Annotated in this window: 22 protein-coding genes and 1 pseudogene; 10 read left to right on the forward strand and 13 right to left on the reverse strand. The window is 63.1% G+C overall.

What is annotated here, in order from left to right; genetic code table 11:
* A complete protein-coding gene (gene aroA, locus ACSMXN_RS10545; RefSeq protein WP_022912621.1) occupies positions 1 to 1350 on the reverse strand; it encodes a 3-phosphoshikimate 1-carboxyvinyltransferase in 1350 nt (449 codons plus the stop codon).
* A gap of 30 nt (positions 1351 to 1380) precedes the next feature.
* Between aroA and ACSMXN_RS10550 the strand changes: the two genes are divergently transcribed.
* Together ACSMXN_RS10550 and ACSMXN_RS10555 are read left to right on the forward strand one after the other, a co-directional pair.
* Positions 1381 to 2178: an SOS response-associated peptidase gene (locus ACSMXN_RS10550; protein ID WP_022912622.1), complete on the forward strand. Its 798-nt coding sequence runs from the start codon at positions 1381 to 1383 to the stop codon at positions 2176 to 2178.
* Positions 2179 to 2198: 20 nt separating this feature from the next.
* On the forward strand, positions 2199 to 2834 hold the full coding sequence (locus tag ACSMXN_RS10555; protein WP_022912623.1) for an alpha/beta family hydrolase: 636 nt from the start codon (positions 2199 to 2201) through the stop codon (positions 2832 to 2834).
* A 94-nt stretch (positions 2835 to 2928) separates the two neighbouring features.
* Here the strand turns inward: ACSMXN_RS10555 and ybaK are convergent, their stop codons facing one another.
* Positions 2929 to 3414: a Cys-tRNA(Pro) deacylase gene (ybaK, locus tag ACSMXN_RS10560; RefSeq protein ID WP_027139281.1), complete on the reverse strand. Its 486-nt coding sequence runs from the start codon at positions 3412 to 3414 to the stop codon at positions 2929 to 2931.
* An 83-nt stretch (positions 3415 to 3497) separates the two neighbouring features.
* Between ybaK and ACSMXN_RS10565 the strand changes: the two genes are divergently transcribed.
* From ACSMXN_RS10565 to ACSMXN_RS10580, 4 genes are all read left to right on the forward strand, one after another.
* Complete coding sequence (locus ACSMXN_RS10565; RefSeq protein ID WP_155958300.1) at positions 3498 to 4046, forward strand: hypothetical protein; 549 nt, start codon at positions 3498 to 3500, stop codon at positions 4044 to 4046.
* 118 nt (positions 4047 to 4164) lie between these two features.
* Complete coding sequence (locus ACSMXN_RS10570; protein ID WP_022912626.1) at positions 4165 to 4959, forward strand: sigma-70 family RNA polymerase sigma factor; 795 nt, start codon at positions 4165 to 4167, stop codon at positions 4957 to 4959.
* Complete coding sequence (gene rsrA, locus ACSMXN_RS10575) at positions 4956 to 5240, forward strand: mycothiol system anti-sigma-R factor (RefSeq protein WP_455407744.1); 285 nt, start codon at positions 4956 to 4958, stop codon at positions 5238 to 5240. The genes ACSMXN_RS10570 and rsrA overlap by 4 nt, the downstream gene beginning before the upstream one ends.
* A gap of 268 nt (positions 5241 to 5508) precedes the next feature.
* Complete coding sequence (locus ACSMXN_RS10580; RefSeq protein WP_022912628.1) at positions 5509 to 7056, forward strand: PAS domain-containing sensor histidine kinase; 1548 nt, start codon at positions 5509 to 5511, stop codon at positions 7054 to 7056.
* A gap of 152 nt (positions 7057 to 7208) precedes the next feature.
* On the opposite strand, the gene ACSMXN_RS10585 is transcribed toward ACSMXN_RS10580, so the two are convergent.
* Together ACSMXN_RS10585 and ACSMXN_RS10590 are read right to left on the reverse strand one after the other, a co-directional pair.
* Entirely contained in the window at positions 7209 to 7460 is a 252-nt protein-coding gene (locus ACSMXN_RS10585) for a WhiB family transcriptional regulator (RefSeq protein WP_022912629.1), read from the reverse strand.
* A gap of 281 nt (positions 7461 to 7741) precedes the next feature.
* On the reverse strand, positions 7742 to 8662 hold the full coding sequence (locus ACSMXN_RS10590; RefSeq protein WP_022912630.1) for a diacylglycerol/lipid kinase family protein: 921 nt from the start codon (positions 8660 to 8662) through the stop codon (positions 7742 to 7744).
* Positions 8663 to 8711: 49 nt separating this feature from the next.
* Between ACSMXN_RS10590 and ACSMXN_RS10595 the strand changes: the two genes are divergently transcribed.
* A complete protein-coding gene (locus ACSMXN_RS10595) occupies positions 8712 to 9170 on the forward strand; it encodes a hypothetical protein (RefSeq protein WP_022912631.1) in 459 nt (152 codons plus the stop codon).
* Between the two features lie 22 nt (positions 9171 to 9192).
* Here the strand turns inward: ACSMXN_RS10595 and ACSMXN_RS10600 are convergent, their stop codons facing one another.
* From ACSMXN_RS10600 to sodN, 4 genes are all read right to left on the reverse strand, one after another.
* Positions 9193 to 10011, reverse strand: a complete 819-nt coding sequence (locus tag ACSMXN_RS10600) for a SigB/SigF/SigG family RNA polymerase sigma factor (RefSeq protein WP_022912632.1) — start codon at positions 10009 to 10011, stop codon at positions 9193 to 9195.
* Positions 10008 to 10451 (reverse strand): hypothetical protein, encoded by a 444-nt coding sequence (locus tag ACSMXN_RS10605; protein ID WP_022912633.1) that lies wholly within the window; start codon positions 10449 to 10451, stop codon positions 10008 to 10010. The genes ACSMXN_RS10600 and ACSMXN_RS10605 overlap by 4 nt, the downstream gene beginning before the upstream one ends.
* Before the next feature lie 55 nt (positions 10452 to 10506).
* Positions 10507 to 11106, reverse strand: coding sequence for a histidine phosphatase family protein (locus ACSMXN_RS10610; RefSeq protein ID WP_027139283.1), 600 nt, complete (start codon positions 11104 to 11106; stop codon positions 10507 to 10509).
* A 110-nt stretch (positions 11107 to 11216) separates the two neighbouring features.
* Positions 11217 to 11615 carry a superoxide dismutase, Ni gene (gene sodN, locus ACSMXN_RS10615; protein ID WP_022912635.1) on the reverse strand — a complete coding sequence of 133 codons (399 nt, stop codon included), beginning with the start codon at positions 11613 to 11615 and terminating at the stop codon, positions 11217 to 11219.
* 97 nt (positions 11616 to 11712) lie between these two features.
* On the opposite strand from sodN, the gene ACSMXN_RS10620 reads away from it, so the two are divergent.
* On the forward strand, positions 11713 to 12108 hold the full coding sequence (locus ACSMXN_RS10620; RefSeq protein WP_022912636.1) for a S24 family peptidase: 396 nt from the start codon (positions 11713 to 11715) through the stop codon (positions 12106 to 12108).
* A gap of 295 nt (positions 12109 to 12403) precedes the next feature.
* Complete coding sequence (locus ACSMXN_RS10625) at positions 12404 to 13576, forward strand: NAD(P)-dependent malic enzyme (protein ID WP_022912637.1); 1173 nt, start codon at positions 12404 to 12406, stop codon at positions 13574 to 13576.
* 68 nt (positions 13577 to 13644) lie between these two features.
* On the opposite strand, the gene yczR is transcribed toward ACSMXN_RS10625, so the two are convergent.
* Positions 13645 to 15177 carry a MocR-like transcription factor YczR gene (yczR, locus tag ACSMXN_RS10630; protein ID WP_155958301.1) on the reverse strand — a complete coding sequence of 511 codons (1533 nt, stop codon included), beginning with the start codon at positions 15175 to 15177 and terminating at the stop codon, positions 13645 to 13647.
* Positions 15178 to 15340: 163 nt separating this feature from the next.
* Between yczR and yczE the strand changes: the two genes are divergently transcribed.
* On the forward strand, positions 15341 to 16108 hold the full coding sequence (yczE, locus tag ACSMXN_RS10635; protein WP_455407774.1) for a membrane protein YczE: 768 nt from the start codon (positions 15341 to 15343) through the stop codon (positions 16106 to 16108).
* 575 nt (positions 16109 to 16683) lie between these two features.
* Here yczE and ACSMXN_RS10640 read toward each other — a convergent pair.
* From ACSMXN_RS10640 to ACSMXN_RS10655, 4 genes and pseudogenes are all read right to left on the reverse strand, one after another.
* Positions 16684 to 17211 (reverse strand): annotated as a pseudogene (locus tag ACSMXN_RS10640) (FUSC family protein); the annotation flags it as partial.
* Positions 17212 to 17268: 57 nt separating this feature from the next.
* The gene (locus ACSMXN_RS10645; protein ID WP_022912641.1) at positions 17269 to 17445 is read right to left on the reverse strand and encodes a DUF6104 family protein; all 177 of its coding nucleotides are present in this window, start codon (positions 17443 to 17445) and stop codon (positions 17269 to 17271) included.
* On the reverse strand, positions 17446 to 18450 hold the full coding sequence (locus ACSMXN_RS10650) for a Gfo/Idh/MocA family protein (RefSeq protein WP_022912642.1): 1005 nt from the start codon (positions 18448 to 18450) through the stop codon (positions 17446 to 17448). It lies immediately after the preceding gene.
* 30 nt (positions 18451 to 18480) lie between these two features.
* Positions 18481 to 22227, reverse strand: a complete 3747-nt coding sequence (locus ACSMXN_RS10655; protein ID WP_022912643.1) for a multifunctional oxoglutarate decarboxylase/oxoglutarate dehydrogenase thiamine pyrophosphate-binding subunit/dihydrolipoyllysine-residue succinyltransferase subunit — start codon at positions 22225 to 22227, stop codon at positions 18481 to 18483.
* Between the last annotated feature and the right edge of the window lie 115 nt (positions 22228 to 22342).

Below are 22342 nucleotides of genomic sequence, written 5' to 3' on the forward strand. Positions count from 1 at the left end.
CTACCCTGCTCGGGTTTGCGTTTGCGCTAACAGGCTCGTCCAGAGGCCCGGAAAGTCGGCCATCGTCTTGGTGGTGGAGGCAATGTCGTCGATCTTCAAACCTGCCACAACTAACCCGAGTACCGCCCCGGCCTGAGCCATTCGATGATCGGCGTAGGCGTGCCACAGGCTGCCGTGAAGCTTGGCGGGCCGGATTATCAGGCCATCGGGCGTCTCCGTGACGTCGCTACCCGCTGCGGCGAGCTCAGTTCGGATGGCAGCGAGTCGATCCGTTTCATGCCCTCGAATGTGTGCGACGCCCACGATCTGCGACTCGCCGTCCGCGAGAGCGCAGAGGGCAGCGAGAACGGGGGTCAACTCGCTCACGTCGTGTAGGTCGGCCACCAGCGGCCGGATCGTTCCGCCGGCCGTGACGCTCAACCCGTCTGGGTCCAGCCGAACGTCGGCGCCCATCTCGCTGAGCAGCGCCCGAAGGGCGTCTCCGGGCTGCGTGGTGACGCCTGGCCAATGCGGGATGGTCACAGTGCCACCAACAGCAAGGGCGGCCGCCAGAAAGGGAGCCGCGTTCGACAGATCCGGTTCGATAACGACATCGGGGGAGTCGATCACGCCAGGGCCGATCACCCAGCGGTTTGCAACCGCATCGTCGACGTCCACGCCGGCCCCGCGAAGTGCAGCGACTGTCATCTCAACGTGCGGCAGCGACGGCATCGGTTCGCCGATATGCCGAATCTCGACGCCTTTGTCGAAGCGGGCGCCGGCCAGCATCAGCGCGGAAACGAATTGCGATGACGCGGAGGCATCGAGTTCCAGGACGCCGCCCGGCACCGAACCGGTTCCCAGTACGGTGAAAGGCAACAACCCACGGCCTTCGTCGGAAATGCCGATACCCGCCTGTCGCAGCGCGTCGATCAGGGTAGCCATCGGTCGCGTTCGGGCATGTGGATCGCCGTCGAAGAAGGTGTCCCCGCTCGCGAGGGCGGCTACTGGTGGTACGAAACGCATGACCGTTCCTGCGAGACCACAATCGATCTGTGCGCCATGCAGCTGGCCCGGAGTTATCAACAGGCTGCCGGCGGCGTCCTCAGTAATGTCAGCGCCCAGGTTCCGCAGCGCCTCGACCATCAGCCAGGTGTCACGCGCGCGCAGTGGAGCAGTGATTCGGGTCGGGTTTCGGGATAGCGCGGCGAGGATCAGCGCCCGGTTGGTCAGTGACTTCGAGCCCGGTAACGCGACGGTTGCGGCCAGCGGGCCAGAACCGGCAGGCGCGGTCCAGGCGTCGACCTCGTCTGGACGCTGTGTTGGCGGCTGGTCTGCGCTTGCTGCCGCAGGGCTCGCACCGGATGTCATAGTCACAGTCTGCCGGTAACGTCGAACAGTATGTGTGGGCGGTACGTATCAACGAAGTCAACAGCAGACCTGCTGGACGAGTTCGACGCGGTGGAGGTGGCCGAGTCGGATGATCCGGTCATCGTGCCTGACTACAACGTAGCGCCGACAACATCGGTTCGAACGATTCTCACTCGACTCCCGAGAGGGATAGAAAGCAGGAGCGAGAGCGCTGTCGACCCAGTCAGGCAGCTACGCGCTGCCCGTTGGGGTCTGGTGCCTTCTTGGGCGAAGGACGAGTCGGTCGGCAACAAGATGATCAATGCACGCGCCGAAAGTCTGGCTGACAAGGCGGCATTCAAACGAGCTTTCGCCAAGCGGCGCTGTTTAGTGCCTGCCGATGGTTGGTACGAGTGGCATCGCACTACGGACACGGCCGGCAAGCCGGCCAAACAGCCATATCTCATGACCCCCGGCGATGGCCGATCACTTGCCCTTGCAGGCCTCTACGAGTTCTGGCGCCCGAAATCGACAGCAGGCGAATCTGACGATACCGAGGACTCTGCCGTGCAGTGGCTGCTCTCGGTCACCATCGTGACCGTGCCTGCGCAGGGCGAGTTGGCTGAGATCCACGAGAGAATGCCGTTGGTAGTCGGCCAGGCGAACTGGTCGCGCTGGCTGGATCCGTCGCAAGGCGGCCCCAGCGAGCTCCTGACTCCTGAAGACGAGGCGGCGCGCGAGGCACTTGAGCTGCGGCCGGTTTCTGCCAAGGTGAACAGCGTGCAGAACAATTCCGTCGACCTCTTGACCCGGGTAGAGCCAGCCGAACCGGCGCTGGAGCTCTTCTAGGTGACTCTCGGCGGCTGCAGATGATCCTCAAAACGACGGCCCAGACAACGAGGCTGATTATTGCTACTCCGGTCGGCCAGGCTTGGGTCGACCTCGACAGCGCTGACGGCCCGCTCTTGCTCGTAATTGGGCACGGTGCTGGCGGGACTGTGGAATCTCCCGATTTGCTCGCGGTTCGCAGCCACGCCCTGGCTGCCGGAATCAGCGTTGCCCGGGTCACCCAGCCCTACCGGGTTGCCGGTAAGAAGGCGCCTCCAACCGCAGCCTCGCTCGACGGCGCCTGGTCTGCGATCATCGCCAATCTGGGCCGCCGCAAACACCTCAAGGGGCTTGAATTCGTCTACGGCGGACGCTCGTCAGGGGCGCGAGTGGCCTGCCGGACCGCGGCGGACCGCTCGATCAGGCCGCCGGCCAGCCGAGTGGTCGCACTCGCTTTCCCCGTTCATCCGCCTGGCAAGCCCGAGAAGAGCCGGCTTGCGGAGTTGGCGTCGGTACCAGTCCCGACGCTGGTTGTCCAAGGCCTGCAGGACCCGTTCGGCATGCCAGGACCGCACCCCGACGTCACGGTTGTCGCAGTCGCTGGTGATCACTCGCTCAAGAAATCCGCGGAAGAGGTCGGCGCGGCTGTGGCCGCATGGCTGACAGCGCCCGGCTAGACCCTGATAGGACGCCGGGCCAGTTCCGGATAGACGCTAGGCGAGACCCGGACCGAACGGCGGCCACTCGCGTGCGACACCTGATCGGCAGAACTCAGCCGGGCCGGTCGGTTGCGATCGCCGCGATGTTCCCGCCGGTCAGCGACAGCAGATCTGTGGGCGTTAGTTCGACCTGCAGGCCCCGTCTACCGGCCGATACGAATATCGTGTCAAAGCCCTGGACGGAGCTGTCCAGGACGACCGGTATCCGGGACTTGTGACCGAGCGGGCTGATGCCGCCGAGTACATATCCGGTCGCCCGTTGGGCCTTTGCCGGATCGGCCATCTCCGCCTTCTTGCCGCCGGCTGCTGCGGCAAGTGCCTTGAGACTGAGCTTGGCCGATACCGGCACCACGGCGCAGACGAGACGCGAATCGACGGCAGCGATCAAGGTTTTGAAGATGCGGTTGGGGTCGATACCTAGCGCCTGAGCGGCCTCTTCTCCATACGACTCGGCGCGGGCGTCATGGTCATAGGGATGCAGTTTGTAGGCGATGCTCGCCCGCTCGAGTGTCGCAGTCGCCGGTGTAGCCCCGCTCATGCGGTTCATCCTGCCATCACGGCAGAGGTCTTACACTCTTCAACAGAGTCATACATGCATTCCAAACGGGGGAAAGCAAGCCAATGACCGATAGTTACGGCTATTCACGTCCCAGATCGCGGGCGATGGAGCTCTGGGGGCATCTGTCGCCCCAATTTTTGATGGTCGCGATCGCGATTTCGATCGCGCTCGGATTGCGCACCGCGCCACCTTCGATGGTGGATCTGCTCGCCCGAGTATCGCTGCTCGCGTTCGTCGTGGTGACCTGGCTGCAGATGCGCAGCCACGATCGCCGGCTGTGTGAGGCGTGCGCCGCAGGGATCCCGCTGAATGCCGCCGAGATGGCGCAGCGCTACCAACGTCGCTTCTACACGGCCCACGCCGGAACCAACCTGAAGCTGGTGGTGCCCTACCTGATCGTGCTGCTTGGCTCGAACTACTTGCTCACCCTGTCGGGCGGCCGGTGGCTGTGGGCCCTCGTGCAAGGTTCCATGATCTATTTGATCGCATCTCATTCGACCCACCGCAAGTTACAGCCATGGTGTCCTTGGTGCTCTGACGGCGGTGGCGGCACCGACAAATCCGTCTGGCAACCTGACGCACCGCGCGGTCCGGCCCGCCAACTCACCTGATCAGAGCGCGCCGGATTGCCCGGTAATGGTGTCGGCAATTCGTGGCGAACGGGGAATGGAATGGTTAACAGCGAGTGTTCCAACAGATGAGACCCTCGCTAAAGGAAGACCCCCCACAATGACGTTGCTGCTCGATCGGACGCCCGTTTCCCCGACCCCAGTGGGTTCGTGGACGACGGTCGGCACGCCTGAGCCCTCCGCGGTTCTGCGGCGCCCCGTAAGCTTCCAGTTGGCGGACGGTGCCGCTGCTGAGTCAGTCAGCAGTGCATCCGGCGGCCCGTCGAAGCTGAAGGGGAGTACAGCAGTGGCTGAGGAGACTGTCGAGCAGCGCCGAGCTCGGTTTGAGCGCGACGCTCTGCCGTTCGTCGACCAGCTGTATGCGGCCGCGATGCGGATGACGCGTAACCCCGCGGACGCCGAGGACTTGGTCCAGGAGACGTACGTGAAGGCCTTCGCGGCTTTCCATCAGTTCCAAGAGGGCACGAACCTGAAAGCGTGGCTCTACCGCATTCTCACGAACAGTTTCATCAATACGTATCGCAAGAAGCAACGAGAACCTCAGAAGTCGAGCTCGGAGAATATCGAGGACTGGCAGCTGCACGCGGCGGAATCGCATACCTCGTCCGGTTTACGTTCAGCCGAAATGGAAGCACTGGACCATTTGCCAGATTCCGACGTCAAGGACGCGCTGCAATCGCTTCCCGAGGAGTTCCGTCTCGCTGTGTACCTCGCAGACGTGGAGGGTTTCGCCTACAAGGAGATCGCCGAGATCATGGACACCCCGATCGGGACCGTGATGTCGCGTTTGCATCGCGGTAGAAAGCAGCTTCAGCTCCTGCTTGCCGACTACGCGAAGGACCGTGGTCTGGTCAAGGCCGGCTCGACCGGCGCAGGTGAAGGAGAGACATCATGATGGGCTTCGGGCCGGGTGGCCTGGATTGTGACCAGGTTCTGTCCGATGTGTACCTGTACCTTGACGACGAGACCGACCCAGAGGTTCGAGACCGCATCCGAACCCATCTCGACGATTGCGCGCCCTGCCTGCGGCACTTCGGGCTGGAGCAGGACGTCAAGTCCCTCGTGGCGCGGACCTGCGGCGGTGACGTAGCCCCCGACAGTCTCAAGTCAACGATTCGGCTGCGATTGACCGAGGTCGTCATAGAAACGTCGCATCTTGAGTACCGGGCCGACTGACTGGCTTAGCCGCTCGGTTGCGCTTCTGGACACAGCTTTTAGACACAGCTTTTAGACACAGCTTTTAGACACAGCTTCTAGACACAAAGGCCGGACCTCACCCTTCGAGGTCCGGCCTTTGTCATGTCTTGCTCACCTCGGAGGTCGTTACTTGAAAATGCCGGCCATTTCCGCTAATCGTCAGAATCTCGGCAATTGCCCAGGACGCAATCAGACTCGGTGGGCCGAGAACTGTTCGATGCCCGGGTATGGCAGGCTCAGCGGCACCATGTCAGCCCTGTCCGACCTCCTGGCGAGTCACACCCACCTCGACGCTGAGCAGACTGGTCATCTGCAACGATTGGTCGCCGAGTGGCAGTTGCTCTCAGACCTCTCGTTCGCCGATTTGCTTCTCTGGGTGCCGATCGGGACTGCCCCCGCAGGCTCGGAGTGGACGAGTGAGTCCAGCGGCGCTCTCAGCTCCGTAGAGTTCCTCTGCGCAGCTCAGTGTCGCCCCACGACGGGGCCGACCGCGTACCTGCACGACCAGGTGGGTGACCACCTCAGCGGCCCAAAGGCAGCGCCACTGCAGATCGCGCTGGGGGAGTCGAGAATCTTTCGGGAGTCGGACCCGGACTGGGACGGTGACACGCCGATCCGACGCGAAGCCATCCCGATTCTCTTCCAAGGCCGTCCCGTCGCTGTACTCGGCCGTGATTCGAATCTGACCAGCGTGCGCAGCCCCAGCCAACTCGAGTTGGCTTATCTCCAGAGCGCAGCCGACCTGGCCTCGATGGTCGCTGCCGGCGCGTTTCCTGGTCCGGGAAGCGATCGCGAGGAGGCTGCCGGTCCGCGTGTTGGCGACGGGATGATCAGGGTGGACCGGACTGGCGCCGTTCTATACGCCAGCCCAAACGCCTCCTCGGCGTTCCGCCGGCTGGGCTTTACCGGCAACCTCCTGACGGCTCCGTTGTCGGCCGCAGTCGCTGCCTTGGCCCGAGACCCGTTCGATGCTGCCGACCTCGACGAGATGCTCCACGAGGCCCTCGCCGGGGATCATCCGTTCAGCCGCGAAATCGACGGCGGCGGAGCGATCGTCCAGTTTCGGGCGATACCGTTGTTCTTGCGAGGCGAATCGCTCGGTGCGCTCGTGCTGCTTCAGGATGTAACCGAGTTGCGGCGCCGTGATCGGCAGATCCTCAGCAAGGACGCAACGATTCGCGAAATCCACCATCGAGTGAAGAACAACCTGCAGACGGTGGCAGCTCTGTTGCGCCTCCAATCGCGGCGGTTGGCAAATCCGGAAGCTCGGACCGCGCTTGAAGAGTCGATGCGGAGAGTTTCGTCGATCGCCTTGGTTCACGAGACGCTGTCTTCGGCGATCGACGAAGAGGTCGACTTTGACGAGGTCGTGGATCGATTGCTGGAAATGCTCGTCGACGTGACCGGCGCCGCGGGCCGAGTGAGCGTCGGGCGCGTCGGCACCTTCGGCCAGCTGCCGGCCGAACTGGCTACGCCCCTAGTCATGGTCCTCACGGAGCTCGTGGGAAATGCAGTCGAGCATGGATTTGCCGACGGCCGAACCGGTTCGGTCGAGGTTTCAGGCGCGAGATCGAGGGGAACGCTCACGGTGCAGATTGCTGACAACGGGGCGGGGCTGCCGGACGGTTTCTCACTCGATCGCGCCGATCGGCTCGGACTGCAGATTGTTCGCACGTTGGTTGACGCCGAACTCAACGCCGTTCTCGAGCTGACTCGACGCCCGGAGGGCGGAGCTGGGACGGCGGCAATTGTGCGAATCCCGCTGAGCCGTAAGGATCGCGGTCCTTCAAGTTAGTACGCCGCGCCATCCCGGCGCTTCGGGAGGTCCTGCGCCGGGTGACGATGCATCGGGTGACCATGCATCGGTCGATGGCAGGCGCGGCTTCGGGAACGAATTTCGCTTCAGGAACGAATTTCTGGGTCGATCAGGGTGAACGAAATGACCTGTCAGGCCATGCGGGCGCGAGCGCGAGCGTTGCGACGCTTGAGTGCTCGTCGCTCGTCCTCACTCAATCCACCCCAGACTCCGGCATCCTGCCCGCTCTCGAGCGCCCAAGCCAAGCATTCAGACATGACCGGGCAACGACGGCAAACTGCCTTCGCTTCCTCGATTTGCATCAATGCCGGACCGGTGTTGCCGATCGGAAAGAACAGTTCCGGGTCCTCGTCGCGGCATACCGCGCGGTGACGCCAGTCCATGGGGTATTTCTCCTATCGTGCTTGAGTACTGCAGGCCGGAATAGTGCTACCCACAGCGCTTGTGAATTCTTTCACGAGCTCCTGCGTACGGCAAGCAAAACCGGCTTCTTGACAGCTCGATCACATCAAGGAACTCATCACCGGTTGCGCTTTCAAACTCCTGCTGCGAGTACAGGGTTGCTTACCCTCGGCGACGAAGCAAGGGCTTTACCCCAATTAGTAGTACTCGGTAACAGGATCCTCAGGCTCTTCACAGGTCGATTCAAGCCTTTTAGGAGCCACTAAACCAATACTCGGAGGGCGTCGCGTATTCCCGTGAAGTGCACCTCTTGGCGCTCGCCGAGTGCATCGCCGTCGACTTGGAATGGCAGCGGGCGGGACGCGCGAAGCGTGAACTCGGCCAGATCGTGTTCCATACGCGCGCCGAATTCTTTGCGCCGGGTTGTCCCTCGAGCGATTCTCGCTGCCCCCCACAACACGCTGGGCAGTCCTAGCCTCGTCCGGACATAGAGGTCGAGACCCTCGTTGAACGATGCCTGCGGAGTAGGAGACAGCGGGCGGTTTCCGAGGAATGTCCACGGCGTGCAGTTGGTAACGATGGCCATGTAGAGATCAGGCCGGATCTCGCCGTCCGGGAGTTCGAGTTCCAGGGCGGGCTTGTGTCGCTGCTCGGTGAAGAACTTTCGGATCGTAGTGCGGACGTACAGGCCGTGCGTCGATTTGCGGCCCCGCCGACGGTGCGCCTCAACATCGCTGACAACCGCCGCGTCCAAGCCCAGCCCAGCGGCGAAGACGAACCAGCGGTCGTCGGCGCGGCCAAGGCTGATGCTGCGACGCCGCTGGCCGTCTATCGCGTTGATGAGTGCACCGGCGGCTTCGATCGGGTCGTTGGGCAGGCCAAGCGCTCGCGCGAACACGTTCGTCGACCCACCCGGTATAACGCCCAGGGCGGGCACGCGATCGTGGACTCCATCTGTGAGCAGACCGTTGACAACCTCGTTGACCGTGCCGTCACCGCCGAGGGCGACGACCACATCGACGCCGTCCCGCATCGCCCTGCAGGCAAGTGCTGCCGCGTGTCCCCGGTTCGCGGTCTCGTCCACCTCGAGTTTGGCGTTTGCTGCCAGAGCGTGGACTACGACGTCACGCTGGCGGGGCGTCGTCGACGTCGCACGCGGATTGGAGACGACGAGGACGCGCACGATTCTGACTGTACTTGTCGGTAACCGCTCGGAGCCAACGCTGCTTGGCATGCTGCGGGCCGCGCTGATGGGGCGCGGGCTGCTCACCTACTCTGCAGATGTGCCGCAAGCAGCCGATGAACCACGAGAGAACGTGCCAACTGCGATCCGAGCCGCGGCCGCGATCGTCTTCGCTGAGGCGGTCGCCTTGCTCGGTGCGGCAGTCGTGTTGCTCGTTCTGATCGCGGTCCACACGACGACCCGGCTTTGGGCTGCCTTTGCCGTCGTGGGCTTCGCGCTCGGGGCTGCGGCTGTCCTGTGGCTGTGCGCACGCGGCCTGAACCGATTGCGCCCGAGCGCACGCACCCCGGTAGTTCTCATCCAGCTATTGACGCTTCCGGTTACGTTCTCGCTCGGATTTCAGGCGGGCCGGCTGTTCATTGCCGTGCCTATCCTGCTGGCTGCACTCGCGACACTCGTGCTGCTGTTCACGCCGGAGGCACGGCAGTCCCTCGATCGGGTCCTCTAGCGAATCTTCAATTTTGACAGGCTCAATCGTCGACGTGGACGTCTGGCAGCTTGTCTCGCAAGTCGGTCAGCGTCTTGGCCAGCAGCCTCGAGACGTGCACTTGGGACACACCCAGCACAGCTGCGATCTCGCTCTGCGTCTTGTTCTCGACGAACCGCAGCAGCAAGGCTTGGCGTTCGCGGCCGGCCAGACCAGCCAGCACCGGACGCAGCGCGTGCCGGATCTCGACATGCGCCAACGCGACGTCGGACTCGATCAGCGAATCGGCGATGCTCATTCCGGTCGAGGCGTTTGGCGCATCGAGCGGAATCGCGTTGTAAGCCCGCGCTGATTCGGTGCCCTCGATGACATCCTCTTCGGTGATGTTGAGATGCCTCGCGAGCTCGGCGACCGTAGGCGATCGCCCGAGCTGCTGCGAGAGTTCGCCGATACCTGACGTCAGCGCGCCCTGCAGTTCCTGAAGGCGCCGGGGAACGCGCACCATCCATCCACGATCGCGGAAATGGCGTTTGATCTCACCGACGATATTCGGCGTGGCGAAGGTCGAGAACTCGAGGCCGCGCTCAGGTTCGAACCGGTCGATCGCGTGTAGCAAACCGATCGTCCCGATTTGAACCAGGTCGTCGGATGGTTCACCCCGGCCCGCGAATCGCCGCGCGAGATAGCTGACGAGTGCCATATGCGCCTCGACGAGCTGGTCACGAATCTCGCGGTGAGCTACAGAGCCCGGATCGAGTCTGTTCAACTCAACGAACAACAAACGGACCCGATCCCGGTCCGGACGATTCCGCCCCGCAGCAGTCTCGGCCTGATCGGGCGTAGTCGGGTTTTGCTCCGTCATCGTGTGTGCGGGGTGCGGGTTTTGCTCAGTGTGACCGACAGGCGGCCGTTGACGAGGTCGGTGCCTACGTCATCCGCGAGTGCTGCGAGAACCATCCAGGCGAAGCTAGATTCGTCGATCTCCTTGCCCTCGGCGGCGGTTGTCTCCGACAGGGAAACGGTCACGGTCAAGCTGTCGTGATGGCCACCGAAGGAGGCGTTGAGCCTGCTTCGAGCAGTGGCCGAAGGTAGCAGCAGGGCGCTCGCCTCATCGACAGCAATGCGCAAGTCGTCGATCTCTTCGAGCGTGAAGTCCCGGCGCGCGGCCAACGATGCGGTGACCGTCCTGAGCACCGAGACGTAAGCCGGGTCGGCAGGCAGCGCGAGTTCGACCTCGGCGCCCCCAGAGCCGTTCCTGCCGTCCAGGTCTTCAACGCCTGAGCCCGGATCTGGGTCCGTCACGATGCCGCACTCCTGTCGACCAATGTCATCCGGTCCCCGGGTAGTTCGTCGGTGTTCATGTCCATGGGATGGATTGGATTATCGATCCATCGAGATTCCAGCGCAGGATGACACGGCTGTCGCGCTCGTATCCGAGGCTTGACACCGCGCCGGTGCCGAGCCAGTAATGCCTGCCAGCGCTGACCGGTTCGCCCAGCCACCGCGCGGCTACGCACCGGCTTGCGTGTCCGTGCGAGAACGTGAGCACCGGGCCTTGCTCCTGATGTGTCGTGGCAAGCGTCACGACCCGATCAAGGCGCGCGGTGACCTGATCCGCAGTCTCTCCGCCCGGAACCTGGCCCGACCAGATCGTCCATCCTGGATCTTCGCGTCGGATGTCCGCTGACGTCCGTCCTTCATAGTCGCCGTAGTCCCATTCTGCGGCGTCCTCGGTGACGACCTGTGGCGTGAAGCCTGCCAGCTCCGCAGTCCGCAGGGCTCGTTGTCTTGGCGAGCTGATCACGAGTGAGGGCCGCGCTCCATCGAGGAGCCGTCGGACAAGCTCGCCAGCAGCGCGGGCCTGATCTTCACCGACCTTGGTCAACTCGATATCTGTCCGTCCGGTGTGCTGGCCGCGCTTGCTCCATTCGGTCTCGCCGTGGCGAATGAGAACCAGCGCCGGCCTGCCAGACGTGAATAACGCAGAGGCCGATCCGGACTCCGGATCGGCCTCCACTGCGGTATCAACTCTCGTGTCGTTCACACGGCCGTCGAACTGCGAATCGCTCACGCAGCTTTCTTGGTCTCCCAGAAGATGGTGTCGATCTGGGCGATGAGGTCCAGGAGTTTCTGGCCTTCGGCAGGGTCAACTGCACCCTTGCCACCAGCGGCGCCGGCTGCCTTCGTAGCGGTGTTGAACAGCTCGTGCAGCTGCGGGTACTTCTCGAAGTGTGGCGGCTTGAAGTAGTCCGTCCAGAGCACCCAGAGGTGGTGCTTGACGAGTTCGGAGCGCTGCTCCTTGATGATCAGAGCGCGAGTACGAAAAACTGGGTCCTCGTTGCCCTGGTACTTCTCCATGATGGCCTTCACGGACTCTGCCTCGATGCGGGCCTGAGCGGGGTCATAGACACCGCAAGGCAGGTCGCAGTGAGCTGAAGCGGTGGTCGAGTGCCGCAGCAAACGCATGACATCTCCTTCAGTCAGACTATGGGGCGCCCTCTTCTTGGAGCACGTTGGCGACCCTACTCCGACGACAGTTCCTCGATCAGGCAGCATGCATCAGATGACGTACGTGTTGCCGTGGCAGGGCGTATGGGTCGTTGGATCTTCGATGACGCCGACGCTGATTCCGGGCGACCTCGTCATAGCGTCTTACCGGGCTCCCGCGGTACCCGGTGCTGTCGTCCTGGCTCGATTTCGTACTCAACCAGATCTCCTGGTGGTCAAAAGGGCTGTAAGCGAGACAGCCGACGGCTGGATCCTGGCCAGCGACAATAGCCGAGCAGGCTCAGATTCGCGCGTTCACGGTGAGGCCGACGTGCTGGCGCGGGTGTTGTGGATTCTTCCACTAGCTCAGGCACGCCGACCGGCGCCACCGTCGCCAACGGTCGGCCTACGTTACCGATTGGGTCGGTTGCGCCCGCGCCGTGTCAACGTTGAGACGCCACTGGACTTGTGATGTATCCGTGGCCTTGCTCACGCAGCGAGTCGGTGACTGTGCGTCGCAGCCCAGACATGCCAGACTCTTTGCCTACGGGGCAACCCCGGATAGCCCGAAGACCCGATTCATCAGAGGCAGGCCGCGATCCCGGCTCGTGCCCCGAAGCTTGAGCGGACGCACACCCTCGCCGTCCCACCGGACGTCAGCACTCCGCCTCATAATCGGTGTGCTCCGGCATTTGCCGCATGACCGTAGCTTCGTGGCGGGGACGTTCGAAAATTCGTGTTAGTTCACACCTCTCTGGGAGCCTGCAATGACGCAGCCGTTCGATCCGAACAGCCCGATCTTCAAGAGCCACGAGGGCGGCAAGCTCGTCGTCAAGAGCACAATGGCTCTGACCGACCGCGAGTCGCTATCACTGGCGTACACCCCAGGCGTGGCGGAGGTATCTTCGGCGATCGCTCAGAACGAGGACCTTGCCGCTGTCTATACCTGGCGTTCGCGGCTGGTTGCCGTGATCAGTGATGGCACCGCAGTGCTTGGTCTCGGGGATATCGGGCCCGCTGCTGCGCTGCCGGTCATGGAAGGCAAATCAGCGCTCTTCGAACAGTTCGCCGGCCTGAATTCGGTGCCGATCGTGCTTGCGACCACAGATACTCAAGAGATCATCGATACCGTCGTCAGGATCGCCCCGTCGTTCGGTGGCATCAACCTCGAGGACATTTCCGCACCGAGGTGCTTCGAGATCGAGGAGCGGCTCCGCGAGCTGCTGCCGATCCCGGTATTCCATGATGACCAGCACGGCACGGCGATTGTCGTCCTGGCGGCTCTTCGCAACGCAGCGATAATCACCGGTCGGACCTTGGGCGAGCTGCGCGTGGTGGTCTCGGGAGCCGGGGCAGCCGGAGTTGCGTGTGCCAAGATCCTGCTCGCAGCGGGTATCGGCGATATTGCGGTGGCGGACTCACGGGGCATCGTGCACCCGGGCCGCACGGACCTCACTCCGGTCAAGCAGGAGCTGGCGGCCAAGACGAACACGCTCGGGCTGACCGGTTCCTGCGAGGAGGCGATGATCGGCGCGGATGTCTATCTGGGCGTGAGCTCAGGTGCGGTACCCGAATCTACGGTCTCGCAAATGGCCAAGAACTCGATCATTTTCGCGCTGGCCAACCCGACGCCTGAGGTCCACCCCGATGTCGCGCACCGCCACGCCGCGGTGGTTGCTACCGGCCGCAGCGATTTTGCCAATCAGATCAACAACGTGCTCGCCTTCCCGGGAGTCTTCGCCGGTGCCTTCGACGCTGGTGCGCGGACTATCACCGAAGGCATGAAACTCGCGGCCGCCGACGCCATTGGCAACGTTGTGGCCGCCGAACTGCGACCTGACTACATCGTGCCGACCCCGTTTGACGTGCGCGTCGCGCCGGCAGTGCGGGCCGCGGTTGCCGATCAAGCTCGCCGAGACGGCGTCGCACGCATCCTCTAACTTCCGAATCGTGTAACGCTCGGCATCAATGGGATGCCGAGTGTTACACGATGCGGGGAGAAGTGCGTCTAGGCGACGATCAGTGAACTGTCTGGACGGGGGAGTCGCCGCGGATCGAGCTCGCCCCAGGTTTGGGCGAGAATCTGAACCGCTCGAACGAGCTGTGGTGCCGGTAGCGCGAACGGAATCCGCAGAAACCGTTCCAGTGCACCGTCGATCGCGAAGCGGGACCCCGGGCTGATCAGTACGCCCCGATGTTCGAGCAGGTGCGTCATGGGCGTGGCTGCCGGAGCGTCGAGTTCCACCCACACCGACAGGCCGCCCGGCGGGCACACCGTTGTCCAGCTTGGTAGCTGATCGGACAGCTCCGAAAGCAGCACGTCGCGCTGCAAACGCAGGCTGTTGCGGCGACGATCGATGCTGTCATCGGGATTGGTGATGAGATGCAAGGCAACGAGTTGCTCGATTACTGCCCCGCTCATATCGCCAAGCGCGCGAGCGCCGGCCAGCCGTTGAATATCGCCAGGATCGGCCCGTACCCAGCCGATCCGTAGACCGCCCCAGATCGCCTTGGACAATGATCCGAGACTGAGGACGGAGTCATCGATGGCCGCCATCGGCATCGGGCAGCCGGGACTGCCCCCAAGGGCTTCATCGCGTTCATCGCGTTCATAGCCTTCGCGCTCTTCGGTGGTGCGAAGATCGATGTCGATGAAGGATTCGTCGACAACGATGCGCGTTCCCGATCGCCTAGCGGCTGAAGCTGCATGGCGCCGTTGGCTGGTGCCGACCAAGGCGCCGGTCGGATTGTGGAAGTCGGGTATCAGGTATGCCAGTCTCGGCGCCGTTTGCTGCAGCGTGTTTGCGATCGCTTCTAAGTCCCAGGCGTGTTGTTCGCCAAACGGCACCGGGATGGCGCGGGCGCTGTGGGCCTTGATCGCCTCGAGCGCCCCCGGGTAACTCGGTAGCTCGGTCAGCACGCGATCTCCGGGGCTGACCATGGTCCGCAAGATCAGATCGAATCCGTGCTGGGCACCATTGGTGATCAGGATGTGCTCGGCGGTGGTCGGTACGCCTCGGGCGCGATATCGCTGTGCGACCGCCTCCCGCAATTCCTCTATCCCGTAAGGGTGATAGCCACTAGCGGCGGTGAACGGGCCAAGCCGCGCGTGAGCTGCCAAGGTCGCGTTCTCGATGACACCCGGCATCGCCTGCAAGCTGGCGATGGAGAGGTCGAGGGTGTCCGGCGGCAACGCTGCGCGAGCCATCCGAGCACCGGGCCCGGTCACTCGTGCGGCCGCGGGGAGCATCAGATAGCTCCCAGAGCCCTGCCGACGAACTAGCATGCCGGTCGCGGCCAGGTCGTCGTAGGCGGCGGTTGCGGTCGCTCGGCTGATCTGCAGATGCCGTGCCAGTTCCCGCTCCGATGGCAGCCGAGCGCCTGCCGGTAGCCGGCCATCCAGCACCAGCGCGGCGAGCGCCTGGCTGAGGGCTCGATAGCGAGGACCGGTTTGCTCTGCGAGATCGGGTATCAGGCCGGCTACGGTAAGCGGGCCAATTCTGCCGGGGGTCGCAGAATGCGCCTCGTTGGATGTGCTCACCACGCCATTCTGCACCCTTGTGCCTTGAGTGGACCGATGAGTCAGGCCACTTCCTACGGATTGGCTCTGTTGATGGGCTTCAATTGGACTGCAAGATTGAGCGGTGGATATCGAAAGTGTGCGCGGCGCAAAGGTGAGGCTTGATCGATCCCGTTCCCGGACGATCGGGGCCTGGCTACGCCGCTTGAGTCAGCTCTACGTCGGGCTCTGCCTCTACGGCGCATCAGCGGCCATGCAGGTTCAAGCCGGGCTCGGTTTGGACCCTTGGGACGTGCTGCACCAGGGCATCGCCAATCGAGTACACCTGGCCATCGGCACCGTGTCGATCATCGTGGGAGCAGTCGTGTTGCTGGGCTGGCTGCCCATTCGACAGATACCCGGATTGGGCACAGTCAGCAACGTGGTCGTCGTCGGTCTGTCGCTGAATGTGACCCTCGGCTTCCTGCCCGTGCAGCATGGTTTGCTGGCCCGCTATGCCCTCCTACTCGGCGGCATAGTGCTCTGCGGCCTAGCGACCGGGATGTACATCACCGCCGGGCTGGGCCCCGGCCCGAGGGACGGTCTGATGACTGGGTGGTCCCAGAAGCTGGGCACGTCTATTCGCTTGACTCGTACCGCGATCGAATTGAGCGTCCTGGCGGTCGGCTGGCTGCTGGGCGGCACGGTTGGTGTCGGCACCGTACTGTTCGCGGTCGCGATCGGCCCGATAGCCCAGATGTTTCTGCGGCTGTTCGGGGCGAGCTATGGGCGGACTTCCATAGCCGCTGGAGCGGCAATCGCTGCTCGGTGCGTGCCGGAGACGATGTCCACCTCGTGGACGAGTCGCTCGACGTCGACGAAGATCGAGACGAGCAAGCGTCCGGCCCCTCCGCTCGGCGAAGTGGAGATACCGGCGTTCGACGGATCTTCGGTCGTCGCCGAATCGACTTGATCGAACTCGGCTGCTCCCGGATCGCCGTCGATCGTCAGCGAGCCCAACGCGTGTACTGCCCGCGCAGCGAGCATGGACGCCCGCGCTGGAATTCGCTCGAGGAGTGCCCGGTCCGGCACGGAGTTCGGCTGGTCAAGCAGCCGACCGAAGGCCGCGACCGCCTCGCTAGCAGCCTCGATGAGTTCTGACAGAGATGGCAGTGCCGCGGCCACGGTCGGGTCCGCCTCGTGCCTCGGTAGCTCGAGCAAGCTGCGCGCGATGCCGCGGGTCTGAGTTATCGCATGATCCAGGGCACGGCGCCCTTCCGTCAGCCTGGCGAGTTGATCAAGATCTGCTCGGGCCCGTGGGTTGAATTGCAGACTCTCTTCGCCCTGCTTGACGGTCGCGATCGCAGCGCGGGAGTCGGCGCCGAGATCGCGCGCCCGCGACAACCACCGGTGCAGGGTCTCTTCATCCGGATGGGTGCTAAGACCTGTGGCAATCTCGTTCAGGAGCGCCCCGAGGTCCTCCCCGAGCGCTCGTAACGCTCGGCCACCTTCGGAAACATAGGACGCCGGGCTGATCAATACGTTCACCAGAACCCCGATCAATGCACCGAGGGCGGTGTCAATGGTCCGCTCGATGCCGTAACCGGTTCCGAGCGACAGTGCCAACATCGCTGAGATCGCGACCTGCCCGGACAGGGTGCCCAGCCGCAATAGCTCTCCGACGATCAGTCCCACCAGTACGACCAAGCCGATCGACCACCAGCTCACGCCGAGAAGGTGACCGAGGGCGGCGGAGCCACCGAGCCCGACCGTTACCGCAACGGTTAGCTGAATGCTGCGCATCAAAGAAGAGCGAACCGTTATTTGCAAGACGATGATCGCTGCCAACGCCGCCAAGGCAGGTCTTGGACTGTTGATCAGCTCCGCTGCCAGCCACGCGAGCGTCGCCGCAATCGTCGATTTGAGGATTCGGCGGAAGACCTCGCGTTCAATGGAAAGCGTTTCGCGGACTCCGAGCGCACGAACACGTGCCGACAGCTGATCGACGCGGCTACGTAGGTTGCTCCATTCGGCCACGAGTGAAGTATCCCCGCTTCGGTCCGGGCGAGGGCCCATAAACCCCGAGCGACGGCCCCTCAAGCCCGCCTTGGCGCACCTGACATTGAGCGAGACTCAGTCATCTTCGTCATCGGCCCGGGCGAGCCAGGTGGCGAGCCGCTCAATCGGGATTTCGAATTCTGGGTTCAGGTCGACGAAGGACTGAAGGCGACCCGCCAACCACGCGAGGCTGACCTCCTCATCACCACGACGACTCTCGAGCTCTTCTATGCCTCGATCGGTGAAGTACATCTACTCTCCTGGGTAGCTGACGCCGAGAACCGCGCGAGCTTCGTCCAGCAACTCGAGAATGGCGATCGTGTCGGCATGAGGGATCAAAGGGCTTTCCATGAGCCCGGCACGCAGGCAGCGACCCACCTCGGCGATCTCAGGCCCATACCCGTATCCGTGGCCGGCGATGGGGTCTGCAAGCCGGTACTCGGTCTCAGCGGTGTGCACGATCAACCCCGTGGGCCGGTGCGATTCACCTTCGGTGGCAATCCAGCCCGTCGAACCGAACACCACGCCTTGGTTTGGAGCTGGCGTCGAGGCTGAGCACCACAATTGAGCACCGGTACCGAGGCTGTACGTCCATTCCATAGCGACCGTGTCGTCGGTACCGGTGGGCGAGAGGACCCCGGACGTCAGAACGGTTGAAGGGCGTCCGAGGAACAGGTATGCGAACGTAATCGGGTACACACCGAGATCGAGTAGGGCGCCCCCACCGTTAGCCAGGTCATAGAGCCGGTCTGCAGGGTCGAATGGCAGGCCGAGTCCGAACTCGGCACGGACGCCGCGGACCTCCCCGATAGCTCCCTCGCTGATCAAATGTTCGGCTTTGCGGATCAATGGATTCGTGCGCATCCACATCGCTTCCATCGCAAAGACGCCAGCGTCCGTCGCCGCTTCGAATACTTCCCGGGCATCGCCGGCGTTCAGGCAGACGGGCTTTTCGATCAACACCGACTTGCCGGCCTCGATGGCCAGCAACGCATGATCGTGATGGCCGGGGTGCGTGGTTGCGATGTACACAACGTCGACCTCTACATCAGAGACAAGCGCTTCGTAGCTTCCGTAGCTGCGCATTTCTCCGTAGCGCGCCGCGAATTCAGCTGCTCGGCTGGCATCGCGCGCTCCGACCGCCGCCAACACATTTCCGTCGGTCAGGACAATGTCGTGGCAAACCTTGTCCGCGATGCTGCCCGCCCCGAGGATGCCCCAGCGAACCGGTTGCTCGTCAGAAAGTCGTTCTGGCATGTATCCAACCTAGCGCCTGCCACGGTCGACTCACCCGAGTGCGGTCGCTACGACATCGCGCTGCTGGGCCTCATGGACACTGGCCGAGCCGACAGCCGGAGAGGCTGATGCTCTCCGCGAAGCCCGATAGATCGGTCGGGTGTCGCCGCCGGCAGCAAGTTGTTCCGGCAGGTTCAAGGCGATGAACGGGTAGGCACCCTGGTTTGCCGGCTCTTCCTGAGCCCAGATGAGCTGCGCGGTCGGATACTTGGCCAGCTCCGCTGCGATCTCGTCGGCCGGCAACGGGTACAGCTGCTCTACACGCACCAAAGCGACATCAGTGCGGTTCGCGGCCGACCGGGCGGCGAGCAGGTCGTAGTAGATCTTGCCGCTGGACAACACCACTCGGGTCACGCCGTCAGCCGAGACGGTGTTGTCGCCGATCACTCGGCGGAAGCTTCCCGTCGTGAACTCGTCGATCTGGCTCACAGCGGCCTTGAGTCGCAGCAAGGACTTCGGGGTGAAAGCTATGAGTGGCCGGCGGATGTCTGACAATGCCTGGCGGCGAAGCAGATGGAAATAGTTCGCAGGCGAGGAGCAGATGGCGATCGTCATGTTGTTCTCGGCCGCGAGCTGAAGGAAGCGTTCCGGCCGACCTGATGAATGGTCTGGTCCCTGACCTTCATAGCCGTGCGGCAGAAGTAAGGTCACCGAAGACCGTTGGCCCCACTTGGCCTCACCGGAGGCGATGAACTCATCGATTATGGTCTGCGCGCCGTCGGCAAAGTCGCCGAACTGTGCTTCCCAAACGACAAGAGACTCCTCGTTCGCGACCGAGTAGCCGTACTCGAAACCCATTGCTGCGTACTCCGAAAGCAAGGAGTCATAGGCGCGAAACGGCGCGGTGGCATTCGGGATGTGCCGCAGCGGCGTGTACTCCTCGCCGTTCACGCGATCGATCAGCACCGCGTGTCGCTGGGTGAAGGTGCCACGGCGCGAGTCCTGACCCGCGAGGCGAACCGGATGTCCGTCGACTGTGAGCGAGCCGAACGCGAGCAGTTCAGCTGTGGCCCAGTCGACATCGCCACCCGTCGTCATCGCGACTCGTCGGTCGATCTGTGGCTTGAGCCGGGGATGAATTGTGAATCCCTCGGGATGATTGGCGTAAAGCTCCCCGATGCTCTTGATCAACTCTGCCGAGATCGCACTCGGCGCCTGTTGTTGTGGTGCGGACTCGTTCATGACCGGTTCGGGCGTAGGTCGTCCAGTCGCATTGCGGGTTTCGAGGAAGACCTTTTCCAGTTGAGCCTGGAAGTCCTTGAGGGCCTCTTCGGCGTCGGTGATCGTAATGTCACCGCGGCCGATGAGCGCCTCCGTGTAGAGCTTACGAACGCTCCTCTTGTTATCGATGATGTCGTACATCAGCGGTTGGGTGAACGAGGGGTTGTCGGCTTCGTTGTGACCGCGCCTGCGGTAACAAACCATGTCGATGACGACGTCCTTCTTGAACGTGCGCCGATACTCCACGGCAAGTCGGGCAACCCGAACGCAGGCCTCGGGGTCGTCGCCGTTCACGTGGAAGATCGGAGCCGAAATCATCCGTGCGATATCGGTGCAGTAGAGGCTCGATCGTGATTGCGACGGCGATGTCGTGAAACCGACCTGGTTGTTCACGACGACGTGAACGGTGCCACCGGTGCGGTACCCGCGAAGCTGCGACAGGTTGAGGGTCTCTGCAACTACGCCCTGTCCGGCAAACGCAGCATCACCATGCATGAGCAAGGGCAGCACGGTGAAACCGCCCTCGCCCTTGTCGAGAATGTCTTGCTTGGCGCGCACTATTCCTTCGAGAACTGGATTGACAGCCTCTAGATGAGATGGATTCGCGGTCAGCTCGACGGCGATCGCCTTACCGTCCGGTGAGGTGTACGTACCTTGCGCGCCGAGGTGGTACTTGACGTCACCGGAGCCTTGCGCTGTCCCCGGATCGATATTGCCCTCGAACTCGTTGAAGATCTTCGCGTACGGCTTGCCGACGATGTTGGCCAGCACGTTGAGGCGGCCGCGGTGTGGCATACCAATGACAACTTCGTCGAGGTCCTGTGCAGCTGCGGTCGCCAGCACCGCGTCGAGCAGCGCAATCACGGTCTCGCCGCCTTCGAGGCTGAAGCGTTTCTGGCCGACGTACTTCGTCTGCAGGAAGGTCTCGAAGGCCTCGGCGACGTTCAGCCGCGAGAGGATGTGCTTTTGCTCGTCGCGGGTAGGCGCGTCGGTCTTGACTTCGATGTGGGACTGGATCCAGGCTCGCTCTTCGGGATCGATGATGTGCATGTACTCCACGCCCACGCGGCGGCAGTACGCGTCACGGAGCACCCCGAGAATGTCGCGCAGTTTCATGAGCTTGTTGCCCGCGAAACCGCCGACCGGGAACTCGCGGTCGAGATCCCACAGGGTCAGACCGTGTTTGGTGATGTCGAGGTCAGGATGGTTGCGAATCATGAACTCGAGCGGATCGGTGTCGGCCATGAGGTGGCCCGAGGTGCGGTAAGCGTTGATCAGCTCGACCACCCGCGCCGACTTGTCGATCTGGCCCTCGTGGCTGACCTCGCGGTCGGTGAGCCACACGACGGGCTCATAGGGGATTCGCAGTGCTTTGAAGATGTCGTAATAGAAGTTGTCTTCGCCAAGCAGCAGCTGATGAACCTTGCGCAGGAACTCGCCGGATTGCGCGCCCTGGATGATGCGATGGTCATAGGTCGACGTCAGCGTCATGATCTTGCTGATCGCCGCACCAGTGAGTGCTTCTTCGCTCATTCCGCTGTACTGAGCGGGGTACTCCATCGCGCCGACGCCGATGATGGTGCCTTGCCCTTGCATCAGGCGCGGCACCGAATGATTCGTACCGATCGTCCCTGGGTTGGTGAGGCTGATCGTCGAGCCGGCAAAGTCATCAGCCGTCAATTTGCCCGCCCTGGCACGGCGGATGATGTCTTCGTAGGCACCCCAGAAGGCGGCGAAGTCCATGCTCTCCGACTTCTTGATACTGGCGACGACCAGGGACCTGGCTCCGTCCTTGCCGGGCAGATCGATGGCGAGGCCGAAGTTGACGTGCTCTGGTTGTACGACGGCCGGCTTGCCGTCGGCGGTCAGAGCAAACGAATTGTTCATCTCGGGAAACGACTTGAGCGCGCGGACAACCGCGTAGCCGATGATGTGGGTAAAGCTGATCTTGCCGCCCCGCGCGCGGCGCAGATGGTTGTTGATGACAATCCGGTTGTCGGATAGCAGCTTGGCGGGCACCGCGCGGACGCTCGTCGCGGTTGGGATCTCAAGCGATGCCTGCATGTTCGACACGACCTTGGCGGGAGCCCCGCGCAAGGTAGTGATGTGGGCCTCGGGGGCTGCTGTCGGCGCGACCGTCGGAGTGGTCCACGAGGGGCGGTCAATGCCTGCAACCTTGGCCGGCGGGGCGGTGACTGGGGCCGCCTCGGTAATCGCCGGAGCGGGACTAGCACCGAGCGAGCCGGTTGGAGATCCGTTCAGCGGCACTGTCGCAGTCTGTGCGTCAACCGCCGGTGCGGACTTCACGACACCGTTTGAGTGCCCGACCGCCGTGCCGTTCAACGCCGTCGCGGGACCAACGGCCGGACGATAGTCGTCGAAGAACTCGTGCCACGCCGCGTCGACGCTCTGCGGATCGGCTAGGTAGCGCTCGTACATCTCCTCGACTAGCCATTCGTTTGCCCCGAAGTCCGGGCGCGCTGCGGATGATTCACCAGTCGAAGACGGTGCGGTCACGAGGTTCGGCCACCTTTTGAGAGTGTGCGTATGTCGGCGAGTTGGGTTCAGCTCATTCTGCGACATTCATCACACGAATGGGCCAGCACCCGGCTAATAAGACTACGCGGACAGC

The sequence above is a fragment of the Parajatrophihabitans canadensis genome, from assembly GCF_053764775.1.